20 protein-coding genes and 1 riboswitch are annotated in these 24177 nt (G+C 72.4%); of the genes, 9 read left to right on the top strand and 11 right to left on the bottom strand.

All coding sequences use genetic code 11. The features are described 5' to 3' along the window. Positions 1-47: 47 nt before the first annotated feature. The gene (locus ABT008_RS17595) at positions 48-2078 is read left to right on the top strand and encodes a tachylectin-related carbohydrate-binding protein (protein ID WP_350697274.1); all 2031 of its coding nucleotides are present in this window, start codon (positions 48-50) and stop codon (positions 2076-2078) included. Positions 2079-2132: 54 nt separating this feature from the next. Here ABT008_RS17595 and ABT008_RS17590 read toward each other — a convergent pair whose 3' ends face one another. Beyond that, complete coding sequence (locus ABT008_RS17590; protein WP_350697273.1) at positions 2133-2738, bottom strand: response regulator; 606 nt, start codon at positions 2736-2738, stop codon at positions 2133-2135. Continuing rightward, positions 2735-3898: a sensor histidine kinase gene (locus ABT008_RS17585; RefSeq protein WP_350697272.1), complete on the bottom strand. Its 1164-nt coding sequence runs from the start codon at positions 3896-3898 to the stop codon at positions 2735-2737. Before ABT008_RS17585 ends, ABT008_RS17590 begins: the two co-directional genes overlap by 4 nt. 133 nt (positions 3899-4031) lie before the next feature. On the opposite strand from ABT008_RS17585, the gene ABT008_RS17580 reads away from it, so the two are divergent. Together ABT008_RS17580 and ABT008_RS17575 are read left to right on the top strand one after the other, a co-directional pair. Beyond that, positions 4032-4919, top strand: coding sequence for a hypothetical protein (locus tag ABT008_RS17580; RefSeq protein WP_350697271.1), 888 nt, complete (start codon positions 4032-4034; stop codon positions 4917-4919). Positions 4920-5023: 104 nt separating this feature from the next. After that, on the top strand, positions 5024-6721 hold the full coding sequence (locus tag ABT008_RS17575) for a DEAD/DEAH box helicase (protein ID WP_350697270.1): 1698 nt from the start codon (positions 5024-5026) through the stop codon (positions 6719-6721). A 242-nt stretch (positions 6722-6963) separates the two neighbouring features. Here the strand turns inward: ABT008_RS17575 and lon are convergent, their stop codons facing one another. After that, positions 6964-9300, bottom strand: coding sequence for an endopeptidase La (lon, locus tag ABT008_RS17570; RefSeq protein WP_350697269.1), 2337 nt, complete (start codon positions 9298-9300; stop codon positions 6964-6966). Between the two features lie 266 nt (positions 9301-9566). Here lon and ABT008_RS17565 point away from each other — a divergent pair, with 266 nt between their 5' ends. Further along, positions 9567-9911, top strand: a complete 345-nt coding sequence (locus tag ABT008_RS17565; protein WP_350697268.1) for a histone-like nucleoid-structuring protein Lsr2 — start codon at positions 9567-9569, stop codon at positions 9909-9911. A 72-nt stretch (positions 9912-9983) separates the two neighbouring features. On the opposite strand, the gene ABT008_RS17560 is transcribed toward ABT008_RS17565, so the two are convergent. Beyond that, a complete protein-coding gene (locus ABT008_RS17560) occupies positions 9984-11261 on the bottom strand; it encodes a hypothetical protein (protein ID WP_350697267.1) in 1278 nt (425 codons plus the stop codon). 267 nt (positions 11262-11528) lie between these two features. Beyond that, on the bottom strand, positions 11529-12437 hold the full coding sequence (locus ABT008_RS17555; protein WP_350697266.1) for a PDDEXK family nuclease: 909 nt from the start codon (positions 12435-12437) through the stop codon (positions 11529-11531). 78 nt (positions 12438-12515) lie between these two features. Between ABT008_RS17555 and ABT008_RS17550 the strand changes: the two genes are divergently transcribed. The 3 genes from ABT008_RS17550 (at position 12516) to ABT008_RS17540 (ending at position 14608) form a co-directional block, all read left to right on the top strand. After that, complete coding sequence (locus ABT008_RS17550; RefSeq protein WP_350697265.1) at positions 12516-13241, top strand: helical backbone metal receptor; 726 nt, start codon at positions 12516-12518, stop codon at positions 13239-13241. A 260-nt stretch (positions 13242-13501) separates the two neighbouring features. Next, positions 13502-14062 carry a hypothetical protein gene (locus tag ABT008_RS17545; protein WP_449952734.1) on the top strand — a complete coding sequence of 187 codons (561 nt, stop codon included), beginning with the start codon at positions 13502-13504 and terminating at the stop codon, positions 14060-14062. A gap of 165 nt (positions 14063-14227) precedes the next feature. Continuing rightward, positions 14228-14608 carry an FKBP-type peptidyl-prolyl cis-trans isomerase gene (locus tag ABT008_RS17540; RefSeq protein ID WP_176094397.1) on the top strand — a complete coding sequence of 127 codons (381 nt, stop codon included), beginning with the start codon at positions 14228-14230 and terminating at the stop codon, positions 14606-14608. Positions 14609-14710: 102 nt separating this feature from the next. Here ABT008_RS17540 and ABT008_RS17535 read toward each other — a convergent pair whose 3' ends face one another. The 5 genes from ABT008_RS17535 to pdhA all read right to left on the bottom strand — a co-directional run bounded on the left by ABT008_RS17535 (position 14711) and on the right by pdhA (position 20912). Then, positions 14711-15061: an STAS domain-containing protein gene (locus tag ABT008_RS17535; protein ID WP_131057440.1), complete on the bottom strand. Its 351-nt coding sequence runs from the start codon at positions 15059-15061 to the stop codon at positions 14711-14713. Positions 15062-15254: 193 nt separating this feature from the next. After that, positions 15255-16514: a L,D-transpeptidase gene (locus ABT008_RS17530; protein WP_350697264.1), complete on the bottom strand. Its 1260-nt coding sequence runs from the start codon at positions 16512-16514 to the stop codon at positions 15255-15257. Positions 16515-17093: 579 nt separating this feature from the next. Beyond that, positions 17094-18668 (bottom strand): dihydrolipoamide acetyltransferase family protein, encoded by a 1575-nt coding sequence (locus ABT008_RS17525; protein WP_350697263.1) that lies wholly within the window; start codon positions 18666-18668, stop codon positions 17094-17096. A gap of 67 nt (positions 18669-18735) precedes the next feature. Then, a complete protein-coding gene (locus ABT008_RS17520) occupies positions 18736-19749 on the bottom strand; it encodes an alpha-ketoacid dehydrogenase subunit beta (RefSeq protein ID WP_350697262.1) in 1014 nt (337 codons plus the stop codon). Beyond that, positions 19749-20912: a pyruvate dehydrogenase (acetyl-transferring) E1 component subunit alpha gene (gene pdhA / locus ABT008_RS17515; protein ID WP_350697261.1), complete on the bottom strand. Its 1164-nt coding sequence runs from the start codon at positions 20910-20912 to the stop codon at positions 19749-19751. Before pdhA ends, ABT008_RS17520 begins: the two co-directional genes overlap by 1 nt. A gap of 164 nt (positions 20913-21076) precedes the next feature. Between pdhA and ABT008_RS17510 the strand changes: the two genes are divergently transcribed. Continuing rightward, positions 21077-21523, top strand: a complete 447-nt coding sequence (locus ABT008_RS17510) for an Lrp/AsnC family transcriptional regulator (protein WP_350697391.1) — start codon at positions 21077-21079, stop codon at positions 21521-21523. Positions 21524-21530: 7 nt separating this feature from the next. Here the strand turns inward: ABT008_RS17510 and ABT008_RS17505 are convergent, their stop codons facing one another. Continuing rightward, complete coding sequence (locus ABT008_RS17505) at positions 21531-22502, bottom strand: DNA polymerase domain-containing protein (RefSeq protein WP_350697260.1); 972 nt, start codon at positions 22500-22502, stop codon at positions 21531-21533. Between the two features lie 107 nt (positions 22503-22609). After that, a riboswitch (ZMP/ZTP riboswitch) is annotated at positions 22610-22699 on the top strand. An 18-nt stretch (positions 22700-22717) separates the two neighbouring features. On the opposite strand from ABT008_RS17505, the gene ABT008_RS17500 reads away from it, so the two are divergent. Beyond that, a complete protein-coding gene (locus ABT008_RS17500) occupies positions 22718-24154 on the top strand; it encodes a glycine hydroxymethyltransferase (protein WP_350697259.1) in 1437 nt (478 codons plus the stop codon). The last annotated feature ends 23 nt before the right edge of the window (positions 24155-24177 follow it).

The raw sequence follows: 24177 nt of genomic DNA, 5'->3' as shown, positions 1-24177 counted from the left end.
TGCTGACGGAAAGACTCGCTCAATCTTCGAGGAGGGCGTTCAAAGCCGTGTCCAACCGCACCGAAGATAGCTTCCGAAAATTGCCTGACCGAGGCGTCAAACTCTCCGCAACCATCGTGTTGGCCATTGCCGCCAACGGCCTGGCCATCACCACCGCAAGCGGTCCAGCACAGGCTGCGGACTCGTTCAGTTGCACCGGGCCGGCCGCCTTCTTCAATACCACCACCGCTGGAAAGCTCGATCGTCGGACGTTCAGCACGCCCGGACAGAGCAATGGAACGTGGACCGCCGCCACCAGCATCGGCTCCGGTGGCTGGCAGAATTTCGGACGGGTTCTGGGCGGCCCTGACGGACGGGTCTACGGGATCAACTCGAACGGGATGCACCGGTACCGATGGACGGGCTCAACCTGGGAGACGGTCAACGGTTCGCAGAGCCAGCTGATCAGTTCGAGCTTCAGGTCGTACGCGGGTACGGCGTACCGCGACAAGATTACGATCGACGAGTCAGGTGACTTCTACCTCATCGACAACACCGGGGCACTTCGCTGGTACCGCTACAGCGAGTCATCGAGCACCTGGACCATCTCTGGTCATGTACTCGACACCGGCTGGGACCGCTACAACCTCCTGGTCGCCACCGCGCCGGGCATCCTGTACGCGCGAGCCACTGACGGTCGCCTCTACCGCCACCGCTTCGATCCATCGACGCAACGGTGGATCAGCCGTAACCAACTCGTCGGCGATGCAAACTGGGCGTCGTTCACCAAGGGTCTCTTCTCGGCTGGCGGCGACACCGTCTTCGGGATCCAGGCCAACGGAGACCTATATCAATACCGGTATCGGGAGGACCCGTCAGGCTGGGCACTCACGTTCAACCGAATCGGCGTTGGCTGGAACTTCTCCAACGTCTTCACCACCACGAGTACCTGCCGCCAGGGCGCGATCAGCAGCCCGCCCCGCCCGTCGACGCCGATCCAACCGGATTCCGCGATCGCCGTCATACAGGCACCGGCCGCGACGACCGCACTCGGCACCCTGGAATTTGCTTACGCCGACAACATCGGTCAGCTACGGCACGGTCGTGTCGAGCCGGATTCCCTCGGCTCCATCCGGTGGTCGGCGGCACCGGGCGTGGAAGCCTACACCGGCATCCCAGCCCTCATCGCGGATGCGCAGAACCGGGTCAATCTGTTCGCCCATAGCACCACCAGCGACATCGCGACGCTCCGCCAGACGGCGGTAGCCATGCCGGACTGGGAGCCCTGGCTCGGGCTGGGCGGAGCAATGAAGTCCGAGCCCGCCCTGGCCCGGCTGTCTGACAACAGTCTCGTGCTCTTCGCGTTCGATGCCAGTGGAGTCCTCTGGCACCGCAGGATCGACAGCAGCGGGACCTTTCCGCAGCCCTGGACATCTCTCGGCGGGCTGACCGGCGTCACCGGCACCCCTGTCGTCATCGCCGGCCAAGACGGTGCGGCCACCATCCTGGCAGTCACAGCGGCCGGTGCGGTGATGTCTACTACCTGGCGAGCCGGCACGCTCACCAGCGGATGGGTCGGCCTCGGCGAGGCTGGCTTCACCGGCACACCCACCACGGTCGTCCTGCCGGGACGCCGGGTGATGGTCGCGGCCAGACACAGCAACGGATCGGTCCGCGCACAACTGCAGAACACCGACGGCACGTGGCCGGGCGTGTGGACGACGGTGGGCGATTCATCGATCACACCAGTCGGCTCCCCCAGCGCGACGCTCAGCCCCATCACCGGCCGCCTGTGGGTCTTCGTCCGGGCATCCGACGGCGTCATCCATGGGTCGCGGCAGACGGCGCCTGGCTCATCGACGTGGGAGCCATGGCTCGACGCCTCCCACGGCACGAGTTACGTCACTGATCCGACCGCGTTCACCTGGCAGAACGCGAACGGACAGCAACTGGGCTTCGTCGCTCGGAACGCGAACCTCGCCGTGCGGCTCTTCTGGGTGGACGAGACAGCCCAGCCCTCGGCCGCTCGAACCAGCCGAACCTCCGGCGAGACGCCGACGTTCCACGGGCAGGACATATCGGGACCGCCAGACCGCTGATCACACGTCCACCGGCGGCCGTCGGGTCACCTCGACCCGACGGCCGCCGGTCGATCACAACCAGCCGTGCTCGCGGGCGAGGCGGACCGCCTCGGCGCGGCTCTCGACGCCGAGCTTCTGCACCGCCAGCGCGAGATAGTTGCGGACGGTGCCGCTGGAGAGATGGGCGCGGCGGGCGATCACCGCGACCGACGAGCCGTCCTCGGCCAGCCGCAGCGTCTCCAGCTCGCGCGGGGTCAGCGGACACGGCGGAATGGTCAGCGCGTCGGCCGCCAGCGCCGGGTCGACGTACCGGCCACCGGCGTGCACCCGGCGGATCACGTCGGCGAGCGCCCCGCCCGGCGCGCCCTTGGGCAGGAAGCCGCGCGCTCCCGCGGACAGCGCGCGGGCCAGGTGCGGCGGGCGGCCCTGCCCGGTGAGGATGACCACCGCGCAGTCCGGCAGCACCCGGGACAGCTCGGCGGCGACTCCGAAGCCGTCCTGCCGGGGCATGGTCAGGTCGACCACGGCCACGTCGGGCCGGTGGGCGAGAGCGGCGCTGACCGCCGCCGTCCCGTCGGCCGCCTGCGCGACGACCGTCAGGTCCGCCTCCAGCTCCAGCAGGGCGGCCAGGGCGGTACGGATCAGTTCCTCGTCGTCGGCGAGCAGGACCCGGATCATGCGGTGGCCGGTACGGTCGCCTCGACGGTGAACACGCCGTCGGCCCGGTCGACGCGCAGCCGCCCACCGGCACCGGCGAGCCGCTCGGACAGCCCACGCAGGCCGTGGCTGTGCCGGTCCGCCGTCCCCGTCCCCGTTTCGGTCGCTCCGTCGTTCGTCACGGTCATCCGCACCTCGTCCTCCCGCTGGCTGATCTCGATCCGGCACCAGCCGGCCCGGCTGTGTCGCAGCACGTTGGTGCCGGCCTCGCGGAGCACCGCCGCGAGTTGGGTGGCCGCCTCCGGCGGCAGCTCACCGGCGGGCGGCACGACCGTGCACCGTACGCCGGACGACCGCAGCACCTGCGCCACCGCGGTCACCTGCTCGCCGAGGTCGACCCGGCGGTAGCCGTGCACCGTGCGGCGCAGCTCGGTCAGCGCGGTGGCGGCCAGCCGCTGCGCCTCGCCCGCCTCCCGGGCGGCCCGCGACGGGTCGGCGTCGGCCAGCCGGGCGGCCAGCTCGGCCTTCAGCGCGATCACGGTCAGGTGGTGCCCGAGCAGGTCGTGCACGTCCGCCGCGAAGCGCAACCGCTCGTGTGCGGCAGCCAGCCGGGCCTGGGCCGCCCGTCCCCGCTCCGCCTGCACCAGCAGCCCCCAGAACCACACCTGGAAGCCGTTCACCAGCGCGACGCCGGGGCCGGCGGTGCCGACGACCAGCAGCGCCTGGCCGATCGACGCGCCGGTCACCCCGGCCACCGCCCCGGCGACCACCATCGCCAGCACAGTGGCCGGAAGGGCCGCCCGCAGCGGCGCCAGCAACGGCACCCCGCCGACCGTCGCCGCGCCCAGCCAGGCCCAGGTGGGCCAGTCGCCGACGGCGACCGGTGCGGCCAGCGGGACACCGAGCACCGCGACGGCGGCGTACCCGATCCGCAGCCGTCGGCGCTGCCGGGCGGACCCGCCGGTGGTCACCGCCGCGCCCACCGCCGCCGCCAGGACCAGCGTGAACGCGACGATGGCGAGTACGCCGGAGGCCACCCGCCACGGGTCCGGCTCCCGCAGCGGGCCGATCGCCGGCAGGAACAGGGTGGCCACCATGCCGGAGGCGAGCGAGACCCGCGTCGCCGTCCGGGCCCGGCGCAGCGTCCGCTCGCCGCCCGGCACCGTCCCGTCCGTCACCACGCCGGTCAGGGTAGAACCCGCTACCCCACGGGCGTACCCCCCGTTCCGCCCGGTCCGACCGGGCGTCGTGCCCGGCCGACCGGGGACAGAACGCGGATTGTCGCCGCCGCCGCGCGCCGCCACGATCGACGTCATGACCGACGCCCTCGCCACCCCCGGCGGACCGACCCCGTCCACCCCGACGATCCAGGGGCCACCGGCGACGCCGGTCCGCCACTCGCGCCTGACGCCGCTGGCCCGGCACCTGTTGGAGATGGCGCTGGCCATGGTGGCCGGCATGCTCGTGCTCGGTCCGGCCCGCGCCGCCCTGGGCGGACTGCTCGGACTGGCCCCGGCCACCCCCGGCGTCGCGGCGCTGCTGATGGCCACCGACATGAGCATCGGCATGGCCGTCTGGATGTGGTACCGGGGACATCCCGGCCCGGCCGTCGGCGAGATGGTCCTGGCCATGTACGTGCCCGTACTGGTGCTGCTGGTGCCGTACCGGGCCGGGTGGCTCGACGGCGACGCCCTGCTGATGGGCGCGCACGTGCTGATGGTGCCGGCGATGGTGGCGGCGGTGCTGCGGCGTCGGGCCGAGTACGCCGTGCACCGCCCGAACCGCGCCGCGCCGCGACACCCGTGGGCACGGGCGGTGGCGCAGCGCTGGCCGGCCGGTCTGGCGCTGCTGATGACCGCCGACACTTGGAGCTCACCCGCGCCGCTGGCCGCGTACACGCTGCTGGTCCTGCCGGCCGGATACCTGATCATCGGTACGGTCCGACGGCAGTGGGGCGTACCGGGCGCGCTCCGGCTCCAGCTCGCCGGCCTGGCCGGCTGGTCGGGCCTGGCGCTGCTCGCCGTGCTCGTCGGCGGCACGGCTGGGCAGTGGCTGGTCGCGATCGGGTGGCTGGCCCACGCGGGCTGGGACGTGATCCATCACCGGACCGGCCAGGTGGTGCCCCGCGCCTACGCCCAGTGGTGCGGCGTGATCGACGCGGTCCTCGGGATCACCATCATCCTGGCGCTGGTCACCGCGTAGCCGACCGCCTCCGTGGGGCCCGTCGCCACCCGGAGGCGGGCCCCGACCGCGTGTTGCCGGTGGTCGCCGCAGCGGCCGGGTGGGCGTGATGAAAGGCTTGACCCATGAGTTCCACGCCCGTACCGCCCGACGCGACCATGGATCCGCCCGCCTTCACGGACCTCGGCCTGCGGCCCGAACTGCTCGCCGCGCTCTCCGCACTCGGCTACGAGGAGCCGACGCCGATCCAGCGGGAGGCGATCCCGACCCTGCTGACCGGCCGTGACCTGCTCGGGCAGGCGGCCACGGGTACGGGCAAGACGGCCGCGTTCGCACTGCCCCTGCTGCACCGGATGCCGGTCGACCGGCCCGGCGGCGAACCCCTGGCGTTGGTACTCGTGCCCACCCGGGAACTCGCCGTGCAGGTGTCCGAGGCGTTCCACCGGTACGGCAAGGACCTCGGCGCCCGGGTGCTGCCGATCTACGGCGGGCAGCCGATCGGCCGCCAACTGCGGGCGCTGGACCTCGGCGTGGACGTGGTGGTGGCCACCCCCGGCCGGGCCCTGGACCACATCGCCCGGGGCACGCTGCGGCTGGGCAACCTGGCCACGGTGGTCCTCGACGAGGCCGACGAGATGCTCGACATGGGGTTCGCCGAGGACATCGAGGCGATCCTGGAACACGCGCCCGCGGAACGCCAGACGGTCCTCTTCTCGGCGACCATGCCGGCGCGCATCGAGGGCATGGCCCAGGCCCACCTGACCGACCCGGTCCGCATCCTCATCGCCCGCGAGCAGCCGGTAGCCGGTGCGGCACCCCGGGTACGCCAGAGCGCGTACCTGGTGGCGCGGGCACACAAGCCGGCGGCGCTGGGCCGGGTGCTGGACGTCGAGTCGCCCACCGCGGCGATCGTCTTCTGCCGCAGCCGCGAGGAGGTCGACCGGCTCACCGAGACGATGAACGGGCGCGGCTACCGGGCCGAGGCCCTGCACGGCGGGATGAGCCAGGAACAGCGGGACCGGGTGATGGGCCGGCTGCGCTCCGGCACCGCCGACCTGTTGGTGGCCACCGACGTCGCCGCCCGGGGACTCGACGTCGAACAGCTCAGCCACGTGGTCAACTACGACGTGCCGTCGGCACCCGAGTCGTACGTGCACCGCATCGGCCGGGTCGGTCGCGCCGGCCGGGAGGGCGTGGCGATCACCCTGGCCGAGCCCCGGGAACACCGGATGCTCAAGACCATCGAGCGGGTCACCGGCCAGCGCATCACGATCGACAAGATCCCCACCGTCGCCGACCTGCGTACCCGTCGGCTGGAACTGACCCAGGCCGCGCTGCGGGAGAGCCTGCTGGAGGACGACCTGGAGCCGTTCCGGGTCATCGTGGAGACGCTCAGCGACGAGTTCGACCTGATGGAGGTGGCGCTCGCCGCGGTGAAGCTGTCCCACGAGGCGACCCTGCCCGGCTCCGACGAGGCCGAGGAGGAGATCCCGCAGGTGGCGGTCCGTCCGACCCGGGACGCCCGGCCCGGCCAGGACGCTCGGGGTGACCGCCGGCCGGCACGGCCCCGCACCGGCGGCACCACCCAGGTCTTCATCGGGCTGGGCCGGCGCGCCGGGGTCCGCCCGCAGGACCTGGTCGGGGCGATCACCGGGGAGACCGGCATCCGGGGCCGGGACATCGGCTCGATCGAGATCGCCGACCGGTTCTCCCTGGTCGAGGTGCCCAACGGGGTGGCCGACGAGGTGATCGCCGGGCTGCGCGGCAGCACCATCAAGGGCCGCAAGGCCACCGTACGCCGCGACCGCGACGAACGTCGCTGAGGTGCGCTGAGGTGTGCTGAGGGTGTAAGGAAGGGCCCCTTGTTAACGCCTGCGGTATAGCAGGGAGCCCTTCTCACCACGGCATGCCCCCACATGCGGCGACTGGCGCCACCCCGCACGGGATGGCGCCAGTCGGCGGTGCCTCGTGTTAGTAGGGGACCCCTGCTCTACCGCAGGCGTTAACAAGGGCCCCCTCCTTACATGCCTCCCTGCATGAATGCCGCCCTGCATGCGCACATCGGTCAGGCGGCGGCGAGCGCCTCACCGCCCAGCGACGCCGGGTCGATCTCGGCCGGGCGCAGCGCCAGGGCGAGTACGTCGGCGACGTCGGCGAGCGTGTGCACGGTCAGCGCCTCGCGGACCTCGGTGGGCAGGTCGTCGAGGTCCGGCTCGTTCCGGGCCGGGATGATCACCTCGGTCAGACCGGCCCGGTGCGCGGCGAGCAGTTTCTGCTTCACCCCGCCGATGGGCAGCACCCGGCCGGAGAGCGTCACCTCGCCGGTCATCCCGAACTCGGGGCGTACCGGTCGGCCGCTGGCCAGTGACGCCAGCGCGGTGACCATGGTGATGCCGGCGCTGGGGCCGTCCTTGGGTACCGCGCCCGCCGGGACGTGCAGGTGGATCCGCCGCCCGGCGAGGGCGTTCGGGTCCAGACCGAGCCGACGGCCGTTGGCGCGCAGGTAGGAGAGCGCGATGTGCGCCGACTCCTTCATCACGTCGCCGAGTTGACCGGTCAGGGTCAGTCCCGGCTCACCGTCCATGCTGGTCGCCTCGATGAACAGCACGTCGCCGCCGGCACCGGTGACCGCCAGCCCGGTGGCCACGCCCGGCACCGCCGTCCGCTCCGCCGACTCCGGCGTGTGCTTGGGTCGGCCGAGGTAGCGGGTCAGGTCGTCGGCGCCGACGCGGACCGGCGTCGGGTCGTCGGTGAGGGCCACCGCGACCTTCCGCATGACCTTCGCCAGGGCCCGCTCCAGTTGCCGTACGCCGGCCTCCCGGGTGTACTCCCCCGCGATCCGGGCCAGTGCCGGGGCGTCGACGTCGACCTCGTCGGTGGTCAGTCCGGCCCGCTCCCGCTGCCGGGGCAGCAGGTGGTCCCGGGCGATGGCCACCTTCTCGTCCTCGGTGTAGCCATCGAGCGTGACCAGTTCCATCCGGTCCAGCAGCGGGCCGGGGATGGCCTCCACCACGTTGGCCGTGGCGAGGAACAGCACGTCGGACAGGTCGAGGTCGACCTCCAGGTAGTGGTCCCGGAAGGTGTGGTTCTGGGCCGGGTCGAGTACCTCCAGCAGGGCGGCGGCGGGGTCACCGGCGTACCCGACGGAGAGCTTGTCGACCTCGTCGAGCAGCACCACCGGGTTCATCGAGCCGGCCTCGCGCAGCGCCCGCACGATCCGGCCGGGCAGCGCGCCGACGTAGGTGCGCCGGTGGCCCCGGATCTCGGCCTCGTCGCGTACGCCGCCGAGGGAGACCCGGACGAACCTGCGGCCGAGCGCCCGGGCGACGGACTCGCCGAGGCTGGTCTTGCCGACGCCGGGCGGGCCCGCCAGGGCCAGCACCGCACCGGAGCCGCGACCGCCGACCACACCGAGGTTGCGGTCGGCCCGCCGGTTGCGCACCGCCAGGTACTCCAGGATGCGGTCCTTCACGTCGGCCAGGCCGGCGTGGTCGGCGTCGAGCACGGCCCGCGCCGCCGCCAGGTCGGTGTTGTCCTCGGTACGCGTGCTCCACGGCATCTCCAGCACCGTGTCGAGCCAGGTACGGATCCAGCCCGCCTCCGGGGAGGCGTCACTGGCCCGCTCCAGCTTGCCGACCTCGCGCAGTGCCGCCTCGCGTACCTTCTCGGGCAGGTCGGCGGACTCGACGCGGGCCCGGTAGTCGGCGGAGCCTTCCGGGGCGTCCTCGCCGAGTTCCTTGCGGATCGCGGCGAGTTGCTGGCGCAGCAGGAACTCCCGCTGCGACTTCTCCAACCCCTCGCGGACGTCGGAGTTGATCTGCTCGGTGACCTCCTGCTCGGCGAGGTGGTCCTTGACCCAGCCGACGAGCAGTTCCAGCCGGGCGGTGACGTCCGGCGCGGCGAGCAGTTCGGTCTTCTGCGCCAGGGTGAGCCAGGGCGCGTAGCCGGCCGAGTCGGCCAGTTCGGAGAGGTCGGTCATCCGCTCCATCGCGTCGATGACCTGCCATGCGCCGCGCTGTTGCAGCACGGAGGTCACCAGGGCGCGGTATTCGCGGGCCAGTTCCCGTGCCTTGCCGGCCGGGGCGGGCTCGTCGATCTCGGTCGCCTCGACCCAGAGCGCCGCGCCGGGCCCGGGCACCCCGGAGCCGATGCGGGCGCGGGCGAGGCCGCGGACGACTGCGGCGGGCTCGCCGCTGGGCAGCCGACCGACCTTCTCGATGGTGGCGATCGCGCCGACGGAGCCGTACTCGCCGTCGAGGCGGGGCACGGCGAGCAGCCTGCGGTCGCCGGTGGCGCGGGCCGCGTCGACGGCGGCCTGGGTGGTCGGGTCGAGGGTCACCGGGATGACCATGCCGGGCAGCAGTACCGCGTCGGTCAGTGGGAGTACCGGAAGAGTTGCCATCGAACACCTGCTATCGCATTGAGTTGAGCGTGTCTGACTCAAGTCGACGCGCGCCACCGTTGTTCCACGGTGTGACCCAGCACACGAACCACCCCGACCTTCAGGTGGCGCCGACACATCCGTACCGACCACGGGAACGCCGGGTAATCGGGATTTACGCGCGGCGCAAAACGCGAGAGCCGGCAAGCAGGGGCTTTTGTTGCGCAATTGCCGGGCGATGAGTCAAACTTTGACCACACCCCGCCAGACACAGGGAGTAATCGACGATGGCGAGAAAAGTAATCACGGTGCTGACTGACGACCTCGACGGCGGAAAGGCCGATCGGACGGTCGAGTTCAGCCTGGATGGCGTGAGCTACACCATCGACGTCTCCGACGAGAACGCGGGAGTCCTGCGCAAGGCGCTGGATCCGTTTATCAATGCGGGCCGACGGCTTGGACGCGGCAGCACCGACACCGGTCGCGGTCCGCGTCGGGTCACCGCTGCGGCCCCCGGAATGAACCGCGAGCAGAACCGCGCGATCCGGGAATGGGCGGTCAGCAACGGCTACAAGATTTCCGAGCGGGGTCGTATCCCGGTCGAGGTCGTCGAGGCGTACAAGAACCGCTGAACAGCGGCATCGCCACACAACGTCGCGGGCCGTCCGGAACGAGGTTCCGGACGGCCCGCGTGTCGTTTCGGGTCAGTTGACCTGGATCCGCACCGCGTCGAAGGCGGGGGTCTGGTTGGCCCGCTCCGACATCGGGATACGGTGCGAGCCGTCACCGGCCCAGACCGCGCACTGCGCGGTGCCGGAGTCCGGCAGACCCGGGATCTGGATGACCACGCTGTCCGGCTGGCGACCGCCGCCGCCGTCCTCGGTGGCCACGAAGAAGGCCGGTACCGGATCCGCCGCCGGCGCCTCGTCGGTGTTGTTCAGCATCCGGCAGGCGGTGTGGAAGTGGCCTCGGGTCAGGCCCTCACCGTTGAGCAGCGAGCTCTCCAGGTAGTAGCCACCCTGACCGGCCGGAAGGAACCGGTCCCGGACCAGGTTGCGGGTGCTGACCCGCAGCGAGAAGCCCTCGTTGCGGTTGATCTGCTGCGGGAACTCGGTGATCAGCAGCGACGGGTTGTTCGCCGCCGAGCCGACCTCGCCGAAGGCCGTGCTGATGCAGCGGTTGCCGTTCTGGAAGCCGTCGTGCGGCTGGAGCTGGCTGTTGTTGCAGTTGTTGGCCAGCACGTCGAGGCCGTTGTTGTTGCCCCCGCCGTTGTTGCCGCCGTTGTTGTTGCCCCCGCCGTTGTTCCCACCGTTGTCGGGGTTGTTGCCGCCGTTGTTCCCACCGTTGTTGTTGTTCACCGGCTGCACCTGGCAGGCGGCCAGACCGGCGAGGCCGCGCGGCCGGGGGCCGAAGCGGTCGATGGAGATGGTGATGCGGTCCAGCGTGGCCCGCCGCTTGCTGGCCAGCGGGTCGAGGATCGCGTTGCGGATGAACGCCTGGCCCTTGTTGCCCTCGGCGGCCAGGCGCTGGTCGGCCTCGGTGATCTGGGTCTGCAGCAGCGCCAGGTTGCGGTCCACCTCGGCGCGGGCCCGGTCGGGCACCTGCGGCAGGCGGCTGACCACGTCGGGACAGGCCACGGCGAAGGCGCCGGTGGTCGCGCCACCGTTGCCGCTGCGGGTCTCCTGGCACTCCTCCACGGACTGCTGCCCGTCACCCCAGTGGTTGGTCACCCATCGACCGTTCTGGAAGGTACGGGTGGTGGTGGCGCCACGGGCGGTCGGCGCGGTCGCACCCGGGCTGGGCTCCACACACTCGGCCGAGATCGGGCGGGTCTGCTGCTTGTTCGGCCGTCGGTCACCGGCCGACGAGATCTGGGTAACGGCGACGACGCCACCGAAGACGGCGAGCGTGGCACCAACGGCCAGAAGTCGTTTGGTCCGCGTGTTACCTGATGGTCTGCGTGACCGGGTGGACCTGCGCATCGAATTGCTCTCCTTCTCGATCCGGTACCTGACGCGTGACTCGACGGACCGAACGGAATCGTGGTGGCGCGCTCGACGGAGGCCGTTCGAACGCACCGGTGGCACGTCGACAGACGACGATGCCCTTTCCGCACCGTCTCCCACGCCGCCCGGCGCGGGTTGGGGAGATCCTGTCCATTCCCGGTGAGGTACGGCCCCGCCCTGGCGGGAGTTCAAAAGAAGGTGGACTTTTTTTCGGCGGCCCGGGGCATACTGCTCCGGGGCAGGTCAGACCTGGTGCAGATGGTCGTAGGCGAAACCGTCCACGAGTTCGTCGCGGCGCTGCCCGAGTCGCCGGATGTCGTCGAGCAGATCGGCACGGCCCACCACGTCGGGAGTTTCCGTATCGAGGGTGCGCAGACGCTCACCGACAGCGAGTGCGGCGAGGTCCTCGGCCAGTCGTGCCGGATCGACACCGCAGGAGAACCGGTACGTCCGCAGGACGACCCGTTCCACCAGGAACTCGCCGGGGCGCACCTCGACCCAGCTCCACCCCTCGACCGGGCCGTCGGCCCAGCGCACGTGCAGCCCGCGCAGGATCGGATCCGCCAGTCGCCGTGCCACGTACGCCTCGACCGCCTCGGCCCGGGCGAGCGCGCCGAGGTCGTTGACCGCGCCGGTGCGCCCGTCCGGCAGCCGGCCGACGATGTCGCGGAACCCGACGGCGGGTACGTCCGACCCGGCGGCACCGTCGGCGTACCGGCGGGCGTCGAGCACGTACCCGACGATGCCCGGACCGTGGTCCACGGCGCGCAGGGTGGTCGAGCCGATCCGCAGCAGCGGCAGGCCGACGCTGGCGGTGACCGCCTCGACGATCCGGTCCACCCGACGGGCGGGGGCGTCCGGCGCCGGCTCCCGGAACTCGACCGCGAACTGCGGCAGGCCGGTGTCGTCGGCGCAGACCACGTGGTCGAGCACCACGCGGGCGGCGGTGTTCCACTGGTTGCCGGTGAGCCCCGGCGGGCGACGCCGGATCACCTCACCCAGGCGCGGGCCGGCGTGCACCCGCTGCCCCGCACGGGCCAGCACGGGCGTACGCCCACCGGCCGGAATCGTCGACAGCCACGCGTCGCCACCGGTCATCGTCGTATCCACCCAATCCTGCCGCCGACCGACCGAGTCTAGGATGACGATCATGCCGGGCGGCTCCCCCGGTGGGCCCCTGGTGACCGCCACGACGGTGACCGACCGCGCCAGAGGCGAGGAGGTGGACGGGTGCGGGTGGTGTCCCTGGTGCCCTCGCTGACCGAGGCGGTGGCGGTGACCCTGCCCGGGCTGCTGGTCGGGGCCACCGACTGGTGCACCGCTCCGGCCGATCTGGACGTGCCCCGGGTGGGCGGCAGCAAGTACCCCGACCTGGACCGGGTCCGCGCGTTGCGACCGGACCTCGTGCTGCTCAACGTCGAGGAGAACCGGCGCGAGGACGCCGACGCGCTGGCCGCCGCCGGAGTGCCGGTCCGGGTCACCTATCCGCGTACGGTGGACACCGCCCTGACCGAACTCGCCGACCTGCTGCGTGACCTGGGCGCATCCACCGAACCCGAGTGGCTGGCGGAGGCGCGACGGGCCTGGGCCGACCGGCCGGCTCCTGTGGTGCGGCACCGGGCGGTGGTGCCGGTCTGGCGGCGTCCCTGGGTGGTGCTCGGCACCGACACCTTCGCCGGTGACGTGCTCCGCCGGCTGGGCGTGGCCAATCTCTACGCCGGGCAGCCGGAACGGTATCCACGACCGACGCTGGACGAGCTGCGCGCCACCGCACCCGACCTGGTGGTGCTGCCGGACGAGCCGTACCGCTTCACCGCCGACGACGGGCCGGAGGCGTTTCCGGGCGTACGGTGCGCCCTGCTCTCCGGACGGCACCTGACCTGGTACGGCCCGTCGCTGGCCGAGGCCCCGTCGGTGCTGGCCGACCAACTGGCGAACCCGGTCGTCGTCGGCTGAGCGCCACCGGCGCCCGAACACCCCGGTGACCGAAACCCACGGCACCGCACCCGATTCATCCGGCGCGTGAGCGCCCCGACGCCGCGCCGACCGCCCTGGCGTGCGTCCGTCCCGCACCCGGTCCGACGGCCCGGGCCGGAAGGGGTCGAAGGTCCCGTCCGGTCCGGGCCCGGTCGGCCCTGACCGCACCCGACCCCACCGGCGTCCAATGGAGGTGTCACCGGGACAGCGGTGCGAAGCAGAGAAGGGACGTGGACATCATGACCGCGATGATGGAGCGGAACACCGCCGCCAAGACCCCGGGGGCCGAGACCGTTCGGGAGCAGGTCAACCGGAAGCGAGCCACCCGCTACCTGCTCGCCGGGCTGCGCCTGGCGCTGGGCTGGATCTTCCTCTGGGCCTTCCTGGACAAGCTGTTCGGCCTGGGGTTCGCCACCGAGGGCAAGAACGCCTGGATCAACGGCGGCAGCCCCACCAAGGGCTTCCTCAGCTTCGGCGTCACCGGCCCGTTCGAGGGCTTCTACCAGAGCATGGCCGGGGCGGTCTGGGCCGACTGGCTGTTCATGATCGGTCTGGCCGCGATCGGCACCGCCCTGATCCTCGGCATCGGGGTACGCGTCGCCGCCGTCGCCGGTGGTCTGCTGCTGGTGTTGATGTGGACCGCCGCCCTGCTGCCCGCGAACAACCCCTTCATGGACGACCACCTCGTCTACGCCGGGGTGCTCGCGCTGCTCGCGGTGACCAACGCCGGTGACACCTGGGGCCTCGGCCGCACCTGGGCCCGGTTGCCGATCGTCAAGCGCTTCGCCTGGCTCCGCTGACCTGTCACCTCCCTCCCCACACGGCGGGCGGCACCCCTGCGGGTGCCGCCCGCCGTCGTGCGCGGCCCGGGCCTCTCGGGAGGTCGTACCGCGTGCGACGGGCACCGCTGGCGTAGCATCCGGCAGGATTGTGCTGACCAGAACCGACGTCACAGGAGAATCCGCATGAACCAGGCAGCGAGCAAGCCCGAGATCGGTCCGATCGAGGGTGCCCCGCCCGCCGACCTCGTGATCGAGGACATCACCGTGGGCGACGGCCCCGAGGCCCAGCCCGGCCAGCGCGCCCGCGTCCACTACGTCGGGGTCTCGCACTCCACCGGCGCCGAGTTCGACGCCTCCTGGAACCGGGGGGACGCCTTCGAGTTCCCGCTCGGCGGTGGCCGGGTCATCGCCGGCTGGGACCAGGGCGTGGTCGGCATGCGGGTCGGTGGCCGGCGCAAGCTGACCATCCCGCCGCACCTGGGCTACGGCAGCCAGGGCGCCGGTGGCGTCATCAAGCCCAACGAGACCCTGGTCTTCGTGGTCGACCTGCTCGGCGTTCGCTGAGCGCCGCGTCCGGCGCCGGCCCCCGTACCCGGCGCCGGACGCGCGGTCGGCGCCGGACGCCGACCACCGCACGCCCCGGCGGGCGAACCCGCCGTCGCGGCGTCACACGCCGGCCAGCACCCGCTCGGAGCACGAGCCGACGACCGGGATGACCCGACGCAGGCCGGTGGCGCGCAGCACCCGCTCCACCACCGGCGGCGGGTCCGTCAGCACCAGTTGGCCGCCCTGCGCCCGCACCCAGAGCCGCGCCGCGATCAGCGTGCGCACCCCGGCGGCGGAGAGCACCCGCACCTCGGAGAGATCCACCCGCAGCTCCGGCCGGGCCGGTGCCGCCCAGAGCGCCGCGCGGAACGCCGCGACGGTGGCGATGTCGACGGCACCGACCACGCGGACGCACACCGCGTCGTCGAAGACCGTGGTCTCCACGTGGAACCGCTCCTCGCGCTCTGGCATGAGTTGAACCTATCCCGCACCACCGACACTCACACCCTGCGCAAAGGGGGTTCCGGGTAAGCCCAGGGCATGACCCGCAGGCCCGGTGTATCCACCCTAGGGACGATCCCCCGGCACCACCTGAGCAGCAGCGGTCCGCCGACGACGGGGGCGCCGGGTCGGCCGCGACCGACCCGGCACCCCGTTCGGGCGGTCAGCCGCCGCTGGCCGAGGGCTGCGGCTCCGGCGAGCCGCCGCCGGCGACCGCGCCCGGGTCCGCAGACGTGGTCGGTGCCGGTGCCAGTCCGGCGGGTACGGGCAGCGCGCTGCCCTTGGCGAACTGGTCCCAGTCGACGTTCCAGGCCGTCCAGCCGTTGCCCTCGCCGAGTTCGACCTCGGTGCCCTTGACGGTGACCAGGTCGCCGACCTGGGTGACGCCCATCAGCCAGTCGGCGTTGGCCGCGGAGAGGTTGGTGCACCCGTGCGACACGTTGGCGTACCCCTGGTCCCCCTCCGACCAGGGCGCGCCGTGGATGAACTCGCCGCCCCAGGTCAGCCGCTGCGCGTCCTCGACGTCGACGACGTACGGGTCGGCCGAGCCCGTGGTGTCGAACGTGGTGAAGTCGTGCTTCTCCATGATCACCATCTTGCCGCTGGAGGTCGGGGTGCTCGGCTTGCCGAGGCTGACCGGGAGCTTGCGCAGCACCTTCCCGTCCCGGATCACCGACATCTGCTTGGTCGCGTTGTCGATCTCCAACGCCACCTGCTGGCCGATCTTCGACGTGGCCCGCCGGTCGGCGTCGCCGACGTTCTCCTTGCCGATCGGCAGGCCCTCCAGCGCGGCACGCACGCTGATCGACGTGCCGGGCCGCCAGAAATCGGGCGCCCGGTAATAGACCTGACTACCGTCCGACACCCAGGACCAGGTGCCCGGCTGCGGCGGATCCGTCTTCACGAACAAACGACGTTGCACATCCGCCCTGGCCTCTTTCGGAATGGGCGGGTCGAACGCGACGGTCACCGGCATGGCCGTGCCGTACGTCCGATTACCAGCGAAATAGAGCGTACTGGTGATAGCCGGTTTGGACGTTTTCGGCTGCGTCGTGAAGGTCGTCTTCCGGGTGACGGTCTGCCCCTTCTCGCCGGTCACCGTGACCTCGGCGGTGTAGGTCCGCTTGGGCTGCAACACCTCGGTCGGCACCCAGCCGGTCCCGTCCTCGCGCGGCTCGGCCTCGACCTTCCCGCCCTTGTCGTCGGTGATCCGCACGTCGGTGACCCGCCCGTGTTTGACGGCGGTGCCGATCTCGCCGCTGATCGGTACGTCCCGAGTGCCCTCGGCCGGTGTCACGGCGAGCTCCGGAGCAGCCTGGCGGCCCTCCCCGACGACCTTCCGGTCGCCCGTGCACGCGCCCAGCGCCAGCGGCGCCGCTGCCACGGCCACCGTCAGCAGCGCCAATCGCCCCCTCAGGTTCATGATGCGTCCCCCCGTTTATTTCTCGCCCTCCGCCACATTCTGACCGGCTACCCGCCAGCGGTTTAGCAATTCTCCGAAACCGCGCTCTTATTGCGCCGGGGACGATTCCGCGTCATCGCGCCACAATAGGCCGGGAAATGCCCGAGCGCGTTATCCCGACCGTTAACCGGCGAGCTGCGACCGATGTCCGCACACCCGTTGGTCCACGACGGTTCGCCCGATCTCGGGCATACGGACGCCCGCGGGCCCGGCGTCCCTTCAGCCGCCGAGCCCACCGCCGACCCGCGCCCCGCCCCCTGCCCCGCCTCCGTCCACGTCCACGCCCACGTCCACGCCCACGCCCACGCCCACGCCCACGCCCACGCCGATCATGGACTTGTGGTTCCCGTCCGCGCCGATCATGGAGTTGTGGCCCCGCCTGCGCCGATCATGGAGTTGTGGCTGGCAATTCGACCTCTATGCGCCGTTATGCCCTCTGCACAACTCCATGATCGACGCCTGCGGGGCGGCGCGCGGGGCGGGCCGGGGGCGAGGCGCTGCGGGGGCGGGCCGGGGGGCGCAGGCCGGGGGCGGGCGGGGTCAGACTGCGGCGATCAGCAGGGCCGGTTGCTCGACGCAGTCGGCGACGTGCCGTAGGAAGCCACCGGCGACTCCCCCGTCGCACACCCGGTGGTCGAAGGTGAGGCTGAGCTGCGTCACCTTCCGCACCGCCAGTTCTCCGTCCACCACCCACGGCTTGTCCACGATGCGCCCCACCCCGAGCAGCGCCGCCTCCGGGTGATTGATGATCGGGGTCGAGCCGTCGACACCGAACACCCCGTAGTTGTTCAGCGTGAACGTGCCCCCGGTGAGGCGGGCCGGCGGCAGCTCACCGGCGCGCGCCGCGCTCGTGGTCGCCGCCAGTTCGGCGGCCAACTCGGCGGTGGTGAGCCGGTCGGCGTCGCGCAGCACCGGCACGAGCAGGCCACGATCGGTCTGGGCGGCGATGCCCAGGTGCACGGCGGCGGACTGGACGATCCGCTGGCCCTCGGTGTCCACCCGGGCGTTGAGCTGCGGGTACCGGCGCAGCCCGGACAGGCAGATCCGGGCGAGCAACGCCAGGATGCTCACCGGCTGGTCCGGCCGGGCGGCGTTGATCGCAGCCCGGGTGCTCAGCAGTCCGGTGGCGTCCACGTCGACCCAGATGGTCACCTCCGGGATCTCCCGCCGGCTGCGGGAGAGCTTGTCGGCGATCACCCGGCGGATGCCGGTCAACGGGATCACCTGGTCCCGCGTGTCGGTCGGAGCGAGTCCGACGTGCGCCGACGGGGAAGGGGTCCCGGCGGCCAGGTCCGGCGCGGCGAGACCGGTCGCGGGCGGAAGGTCCGGCGTCGCGAGGCCCGGCGCGGGCGCACCCGTCACCGAACGGTCCGACGCGCACGCGTCGGCCGCCGCCTCCACGTCGGCACGGCGGACCACACCGCCGGGTCCGGTGCCGCGCAGCGTGGTCAGGTCGACGCCGTGCTCGCGGGCCAGCCGCCGCACGATCGGCGAGATGACCAGCGCCGGAGTCGTGGACGGATCCGCGCTGAGCCCCACGGCCGGGGACGAACCGACCGCGACGGACCGGTCAGCGCCGACAGAGACGGCCGGGGACGAGCCGCTCGCCGCCGTACCGGTGATCGCCGTCGCGTCCGTCGTGCCCGGGGCAAGGCTCGTCGCGGCCGGCACGGCGGCCTGCCTGCCCGGGGCGGCGGCCGGCGCGACCGGGGCGGGGGCCTGCGTGCCAGGGGCGAGGCGGGGACGCCGACGACGGCGCGTGGCACCGTGCCCGGTGCCGTACCCGATCAGCACGTTGCCGGATCCGGCCCGCTCCTCCTCGCGGTAGACCGCGTGCCCGGTGGGCTCGGTCGGGCCGGCGGCACCGTCGGCGGCCGGGTCGGCCACGGTGATCAGCGGCTGGCCCACCGGACGCACCTCACCCTCGGCGCCGTGCAGGGCCACCACCCGTCCGGCGTACGGGCAGGGCACGTCCACGACCGCCTTGGCCGTCTCCACCTCGACCACGGTCTGGTCCACGGTGACCACGTCGCCCACCGCGACCCGCCACTGCACGATCTCCGCCTCGGCGAGCCCCTCACCGAGGTCGGGAAGAAGAAAGACCTGCTCGCTCATGCCGGTACTCCGCTCCGCCGCGTGCCGCCACGAGACTCCACCGCACCGGCCCCGATGATTCGCCCACTCATGCCGGCACCTCGGTGAGCCAGCGGGAGTCCGGCTGGTCGTCCCACTGGAGGCGGGCCACCGCGTCCAGCACCCGGTCGACCGAGGGCAGGTGGGTGTGCTCCAGCATCGGCGCGGGATACGGGATGTCCAGCCCGGAGACCCGCAGCACCGGCGCGTGCAGGGCGTGGAAGCAACGTTCCTGCACCCGGGCGGCGATCTCCGCGCCGACCCCGGCGAAGCCCTGTGCCTCCTGCACCACCACGCAGCGGCCGGTACGCCGGACCGAGGCGGCGATCGTGTCGTCGTCGAACGGCACGATGGTGCGTACGTCGACGACCTCCAGGTCCCAGCCCTCCTCGCGGGCGGCCTCGGCGGCCTCCAGCGCGACCGGCACCGCCGGCCCGTACGCGACCAGGGTGGCGTCGCGTCCGGGGCGCCGGACCACCGCCCGGCCGAAGGGTGCGGTCCGCGTCGGCAGGTCCGCCTCGGCGCTGGTGAAGTAGAGCTTCTTCGGCTCCATGAACACCACCGGGTCGGGGTCGTCGATCGCCTCCCGCAGCAGCGAGTACGCGTCGTCGACGGTCGCCGGGGTGACCACCTTCAGGCCCGGCGTGTGCGCGTAGTACGCCTCGGAGGAGTCGCAGTGGTGTTCCACGCCGCCGATGCCACCGGCGTACGGCACCCGGATCACCATGGGCACGCTCAACGCGCCCCGGGTGCGGTTGCGCAGCTTCGCCACGTGCGAGGCGATCTGCTCGAACGCCGGGTACGCGAACGCGTCGAACTGCATCTCGACCACCGGGCGCAGCCCGGACATGGCCAGTCCGACCGCGAAGCCGACGATGCCGGCCTCGGCCAGCGGGGTGTCGAAGCAGCGCTTGTCGCCGAAGCGGGCCTGGAGTCCGTCGGTGATCCGGAAGACGCCGCCGAGTTGCCCGACGTCCTCGCCGAAGACGACGACCCGCTCGTCGTCGAGCAGCGCGTCGGCGAGCGCCGCGTTGAGCGCCTTCGCCATGGTCATGGTGGCCATCAGGCGTCCTCCTCCTGCGCGGCGAGCTCGGCGCGGACCTGGTCACGCTGTTCGACGAGCTGCGGGGTGGGCTGCGCGTAGACGTGGTCGAAGAGGGTGAGCGGGTCGACGGTGGGCTGGACGTTCATCCGCTCGCGCAGCCGCGCGGCGTACTCCTCGGCCTCCTGGGCGATCGCGGCGACGGCGTCGTCGTCGAGGACCTCGCGGGAGCGCAGGTACGCCTCCAGTCGGGCCACCGGATCGCGGTCCCGCCACGCCTCCACCTCGTCGGCGTCGCGGTAGCGCGTCGCGTCGTCGGCGTTGGTGTGCGGTTCCATCCGGTAGGTGTGCGCCTCGACCAGGAACGGCCCCTTGCCGGCGCGGGCGTGCGCGACCGCCTTCTCCAGCACGGCGAGCACGGCGACCGGGTCGTTGCCGTCGACCTGCTCGCTGGGCACGCCGTAGCCGACGCCCTTGTAGGCCAGCGACGGGGCGGCGGTCTGCCGGGACAGCGGCACGCTGATGGCGTACCTGTTGTTCTGCACGAAGTAGACCACCGGGGCCTTGAACACGGCGGCGAAGTTGACCCCCTCGTGGAAGTCGCCCTCGCTGGTCGCGCCGTCACCGATGTAGACCAGCGCGACCGTGTCCCGCCCCTGGTACGTCTCGCCGTAGGCCAGACCGGCGGCGTGCACGCACTGGGTGGCCAGCGGGGTGCACTGCGGGGCGGTGCGGCGGGCGGCCGGGTCGTACCCGCAGTGCCAGTCGCCGCGCAGCAGGGTGAGCACCTCGACCGGGTCGATGCCCCGCGCGGTCAGCGCCATCGACTCGCGGTAGGTCGGGAAGACCCAGTCGTCGTCGCGCAGCGCGAGCACGCCGCCGACCTGGCACGCCTCCTGGCCTCGGGAGGACGGGTAGACCGCGAGGCGGCCCTGCTTGGTCAGCGCGGTGGCCTGCGCGTCGAACCGGCGGCCGACGACCATCCGGCGGTACATCTCGCGCAGGGCCGCCACGGGTGGCTCGGGATAGTCGGCCCGGGACGGCAGCAGGGTGCCGTCCGGGTTCAGCAGTCGGACCGGATCGGCCTGGGGAAGCAGGGCAGCCGCCGGGTCGGGCGCGGTCGGGGTGGCCGATCGGCGCTTCCGCGGGGTTGCCCTGCGGGCCGCCTGAGGGGTGGTCGTCACGGCGGTACCTCCTGGACGTGTGGTGGACCTATGCTCCTTTGGTCGGATGATTGACTCAAGATGGCCGGTGAACGCGGGATGTATGGCACTGATGGGAGGCTCAGGTGAGCCAGGAGACCGCTGACGCAGCGCCCCTGCGGGGTGGACCGGGACGAACGGCCCCGATGCTGGACGAGGTGGACCGGCGGATCCTGGACGAACTGACCCGGGACGGGCGGATCTCCGTCCGGACGCTCGCCGAACGGGTGCACGTGTCGCGCACCAACGCGTACGCGCGGATGGAACGGCTGCTGCGCGACGGGGTGGTCACCGGGTTCGCCGCTCGGGTCGCGCCGGAGCCGGCCGGGTTGGGCACCTCGGCGTACATCGCCCTGACCATCCAGCAGAACACCTGGCGGGAGGTGTCGGCGGAGCTGGCCCGGGTGCGCTACGTCGAGCACGTGGCGCTGCTCAGCGGCGAACACGACGTACTCGCCCTGGTCCGGGCGCCGGACAACGCCACCCTGCGGGACGTGGTGCTGGACCGGGTCCAGCGCATCGCCGGGGTGCTGTCCACCCGGAGCTGGCTGGTCTTCGAGGAGTACGACGGCGTCCGCAGCCCGTGGGCCTGACCGCCGCTCAGCGCTCCGGCGGCGCGGCCAGCCCCTCCCGGTCGGCCAGCTCCAGCAGCGGGTCCAGCGAGAACCGTCGCCCGTCCAGACCGGCGTGCGGGTCGCCCCGCTCGGCGAACCGGGCCGGCACGGTGGTCACGTCGAAGTCCTCCGGGCGTACGTCGTCCAGCTCGGCCCAGTCGAGCGGGGCGGAGACCAGCGCCGCAGGCGTCGGCCGGATCGAGTACGCCGAGGTCATCGTGTGGTCCCGGGCCATCTGGTTGTAGTCGACGAAGACCGGCCGGTCGCGCTGGTCCCGCCACCAGGTGGTGGTGACCAGGTCCGGCCGGCGCCGCCGCATCTCGCCGCCGAGCGCCAGCACCGCCCGCCGGCAGTCGCCGAAGCTCCACCGGGGCTCGATCGGGACGTACACGTGCAGGCCGCGACCGCCGGTGGTCTTGGGGTAGCCGGTCAGGCCCAGTTCGTCGAGGAAGCCGTGCACCTCGTGCGCCACCGGGACGACCTGGTCGAACCCCACCCCGGGCAGCGGGTCCAGGTCGATCCGGAGCTGGTCCGGCCGCTCCACGTCGGCCCGGGTCACCGGCCACGGGTGGAACCGCAGGGTGCCCAGGTTGACCGCCCAGATCACCACCGCCAGCTCCCCCGGCGCGACCTCGTCGGCGCTGCGCCCGCTGGGGAACGTGATGTGCGCGGTGCCCACCCAGTCGGGCGCGCCGGCCGGCACCCGCTTCTGATAGAAGGCGTCGCCCCGGTTGTCCTGCCGGGTGGCGACCGTCGCCCCCTCGAACACGCCACGCGGCCAGCGCTCCAGCATGGTCGGCCGGTCCCTGAGCGCGCGCAGGATCCCGTCGCCGACGGCGAGGAAGTAGCGCACCACGTCGAGCTTGGTCAGCCCGCGCTCCGGGAAGTACGGCTTGTCCGGGCTGGAGACGCGTACCACCCGCCGCCCCACCCGGATCTCCTCGGCCGCGGTCGCCATCTGCCGAGCGTACGACGCGTACGGCCGACGCGGGGGCGACCTCGCGGGCCGGTCGGGACCGGTCCGACCCGGTGTGCGCGGGGCCGGGTAGCCGACCCGCTAGGATCGGCGGGGGCCGTGACTGGCGCGTCGAGATGGAGCACCATCGGGAAGCGGCCCCGTCATGAGGACGCACGCCGAGCGCCTGGGCCTTCCGTACGTCACCAGGAGGTCGCATGCCGCCGAACGCCGAATCCGCCGCCTTCCGCAGCGCGCTGGAGGTCATCCGCGCCGTCGAGCCCCGGGTGGCCGACGCCATCGGTGCGGAGCTGGCCGACCAGCGCGAGTCGCTCAAGCTGATCGCCAGCGAGAACTACGCCTCGCCGGCCACCCTGCTGGCGATGGGCAACTGGTTCAGCGACAAGTACGCCGAGGGCACGGTCGGGCGCCGGTTCTACGCCGGCTGCCAGAACGTCGACACGGTCGAGGCGCTCGCCGCCGAGCACGCCCGGGAGCTGTTCGGCGCGACGCACGCGTACGTGCAGCCGCACTCGGGCATCGACGCGAACCTGGTGGCGTTCTGGGCCATCCTGGCCGACCGGGTGGAGTCCCCCGCGCTCAAGCGTGCGCAGGCCCGGCACGTCAACGACCTCACCGAGCAGGACTGGTTCGCGCTCCGCCGGGAGCTGGGCGACCAGCGGATGCTCGGCATGTCGCTGGACGCGGGCGGTCACCTCACCCACGGCTTCCGGCCCAACATCTCCGGCAAGATGTTCGACCAGCGCAGCTACGGCACCGACCCGGCCACCGGTCTGATCGACTACGACCGGGTCGCCGAGGCGGCCCGCGAGTTCCGGCCGCTGGTGCTGGTCGCCGGCTACTCGGCGTACCCGCGCAAGGTGAACTTCCGGATCATGCGGGAGATCGCCGACTCGGTCGGCGCCACCCTCATGGTGGACATGGCCCACTTCGCCGGTCTGGTCGCCGGCAAGGTCTTCACCGGCGACTTCGACCCGGTGCCGCACGCGCACATCGTCACCACCACCACGCACAAGTCACTGCGCGGCCCGCGCGGCGGCATGGTGCTCTGCGGCCCGGAGCTGGCCGACCAGGTGGACCGGGGCTGCCCGATGGTGCTCGGCGGCCCGCTGCCACACGTGATGGCCGCCAAGGCGGTCGCGCTGGCCGAGGCGCGTCGCCCCGACTTCGCCGACTACGCCCAGCGGATCGTCGACAACGCCCAGGCGCTGGCCGACGGGCTGCTGCGTCGGGGCGCCACGCTGGTCACCGGCGGCACCGACAACCACCTGGTGCTCATCGACGTCACCGGCTACGGGCTGACCGGTCGGCAGGCCGAGCAGGCGCTGCTGGACTCGGGCATCGTGACCAACCGCAACGCGGTGCCGCAGGACGCCAACGGCGCCTGGTACACCTCGGGCATCCGGATCGGCACGCCCGCGCTGACCACCCGTGGGCTGGGCACGGCCGAGATGGACGGCACCGCCGAGCTGATCCACACGGTGCTCAGCCAGACCAGCGCCGGCGCGAACCCGGACGGCACCGCCTCCAAGGCAAAGTACGTGCTGGACCCCGCGCTCGCGGACAAGGTCAGCCGGCAGGCCGGCGAGTTGCTCGCCGGGTTCCCGCTGTACCCGAACGTCGACCTGGGCTGACGACGGACGTGCGCCGGGCCGGT

The sequence above is a fragment of the Micromonospora sp. NPDC002389 genome, assembly GCF_040296095.1.
Lineage (GTDB): Bacteria > Actinomycetota > Actinomycetes > Mycobacteriales > Micromonosporaceae > Micromonospora.
The sequence above is the reverse complement of the archived record's forward strand: the minus strand, read 5'-3'. Positions and strand labels throughout refer to the sequence as shown.

Bases quoted from the DNA above. Each gene is read 5' to 3' on its own strand.
- ABT008_RS17590 (WP_350697273.1), bottom strand. From the start codon at position 2,738: ATGATCCGGGTCCTGCTCGCCGACGACGAGGAACTGATCCGTACCGCC.
- ABT008_RS17580 (WP_350697271.1), top strand. From the start codon at position 4,032: ATGACCGACGCCCTCGCCACCCCCGGCGGACCGACCCCGTCCACCCCG.
- ABT008_RS17575 (WP_350697270.1), top strand. From the start codon at position 5,024: ATGAGTTCCACGCCCGTACCGCCCGACGCGACCATGGATCCGCCCGCC.
- lon (WP_350697269.1), bottom strand. From the start codon at position 9,300: ATGGCAACTCTTCCGGTACTCCCACTGACCGACGCGGTACTGCTGCCC.
- ABT008_RS17565 (WP_350697268.1), top strand. From the start codon at position 9,567: ATGGCGAGAAAAGTAATCACGGTGCTGACTGACGACCTCGACGGCGGA.
- ABT008_RS17560 (WP_350697267.1), bottom strand. From the start codon at position 11,261: ATGCGCAGGTCCACCCGGTCACGCAGACCATCAGGTAACACGCGGACC.
- ABT008_RS17555 (WP_350697266.1), bottom strand. From the start codon at position 12,437: ATGATCGTCATCCTAGACTCGGTCGGTCGGCGGCAGGATTGGGTGGAT.
- ABT008_RS17545 (WP_449952734.1), top strand. From the start codon at position 13,502: ATGACCGCGATGATGGAGCGGAACACCGCCGCCAAGACCCCGGGGGCC.
- ABT008_RS17540 (WP_176094397.1), top strand. From the start codon at position 14,228: ATGAACCAGGCAGCGAGCAAGCCCGAGATCGGTCCGATCGAGGGTGCC.
- ABT008_RS17535 (WP_131057440.1), bottom strand. From the start codon at position 15,061: ATGCCAGAGCGCGAGGAGCGGTTCCACGTGGAGACCACGGTCTTCGAC.
- ABT008_RS17530 (WP_350697264.1), bottom strand. From the start codon at position 16,514: ATGAACCTGAGGGGGCGATTGGCGCTGCTGACGGTGGCCGTGGCAGCG.
- ABT008_RS17525 (WP_350697263.1), bottom strand. From the start codon at position 18,668: ATGAGCGAGCAGGTCTTTCTTCTTCCCGACCTCGGTGAGGGGCTCGCC.
- ABT008_RS17520 (WP_350697262.1), bottom strand. From the start codon at position 19,749: ATGGCCACCATGACCATGGCGAAGGCGCTCAACGCGGCGCTCGCCGAC.
- ABT008_RS17510 (WP_350697391.1), top strand. From the start codon at position 21,077: ATGCTGGACGAGGTGGACCGGCGGATCCTGGACGAACTGACCCGGGAC.
- ABT008_RS17505 (WP_350697260.1), bottom strand. From the start codon at position 22,502: ATGGCGACCGCGGCCGAGGAGATCCGGGTGGGGCGGCGGGTGGTACGC.
- ABT008_RS17500 (WP_350697259.1), top strand. From the start codon at position 22,718: ATGCCGCCGAACGCCGAATCCGCCGCCTTCCGCAGCGCGCTGGAGGTC.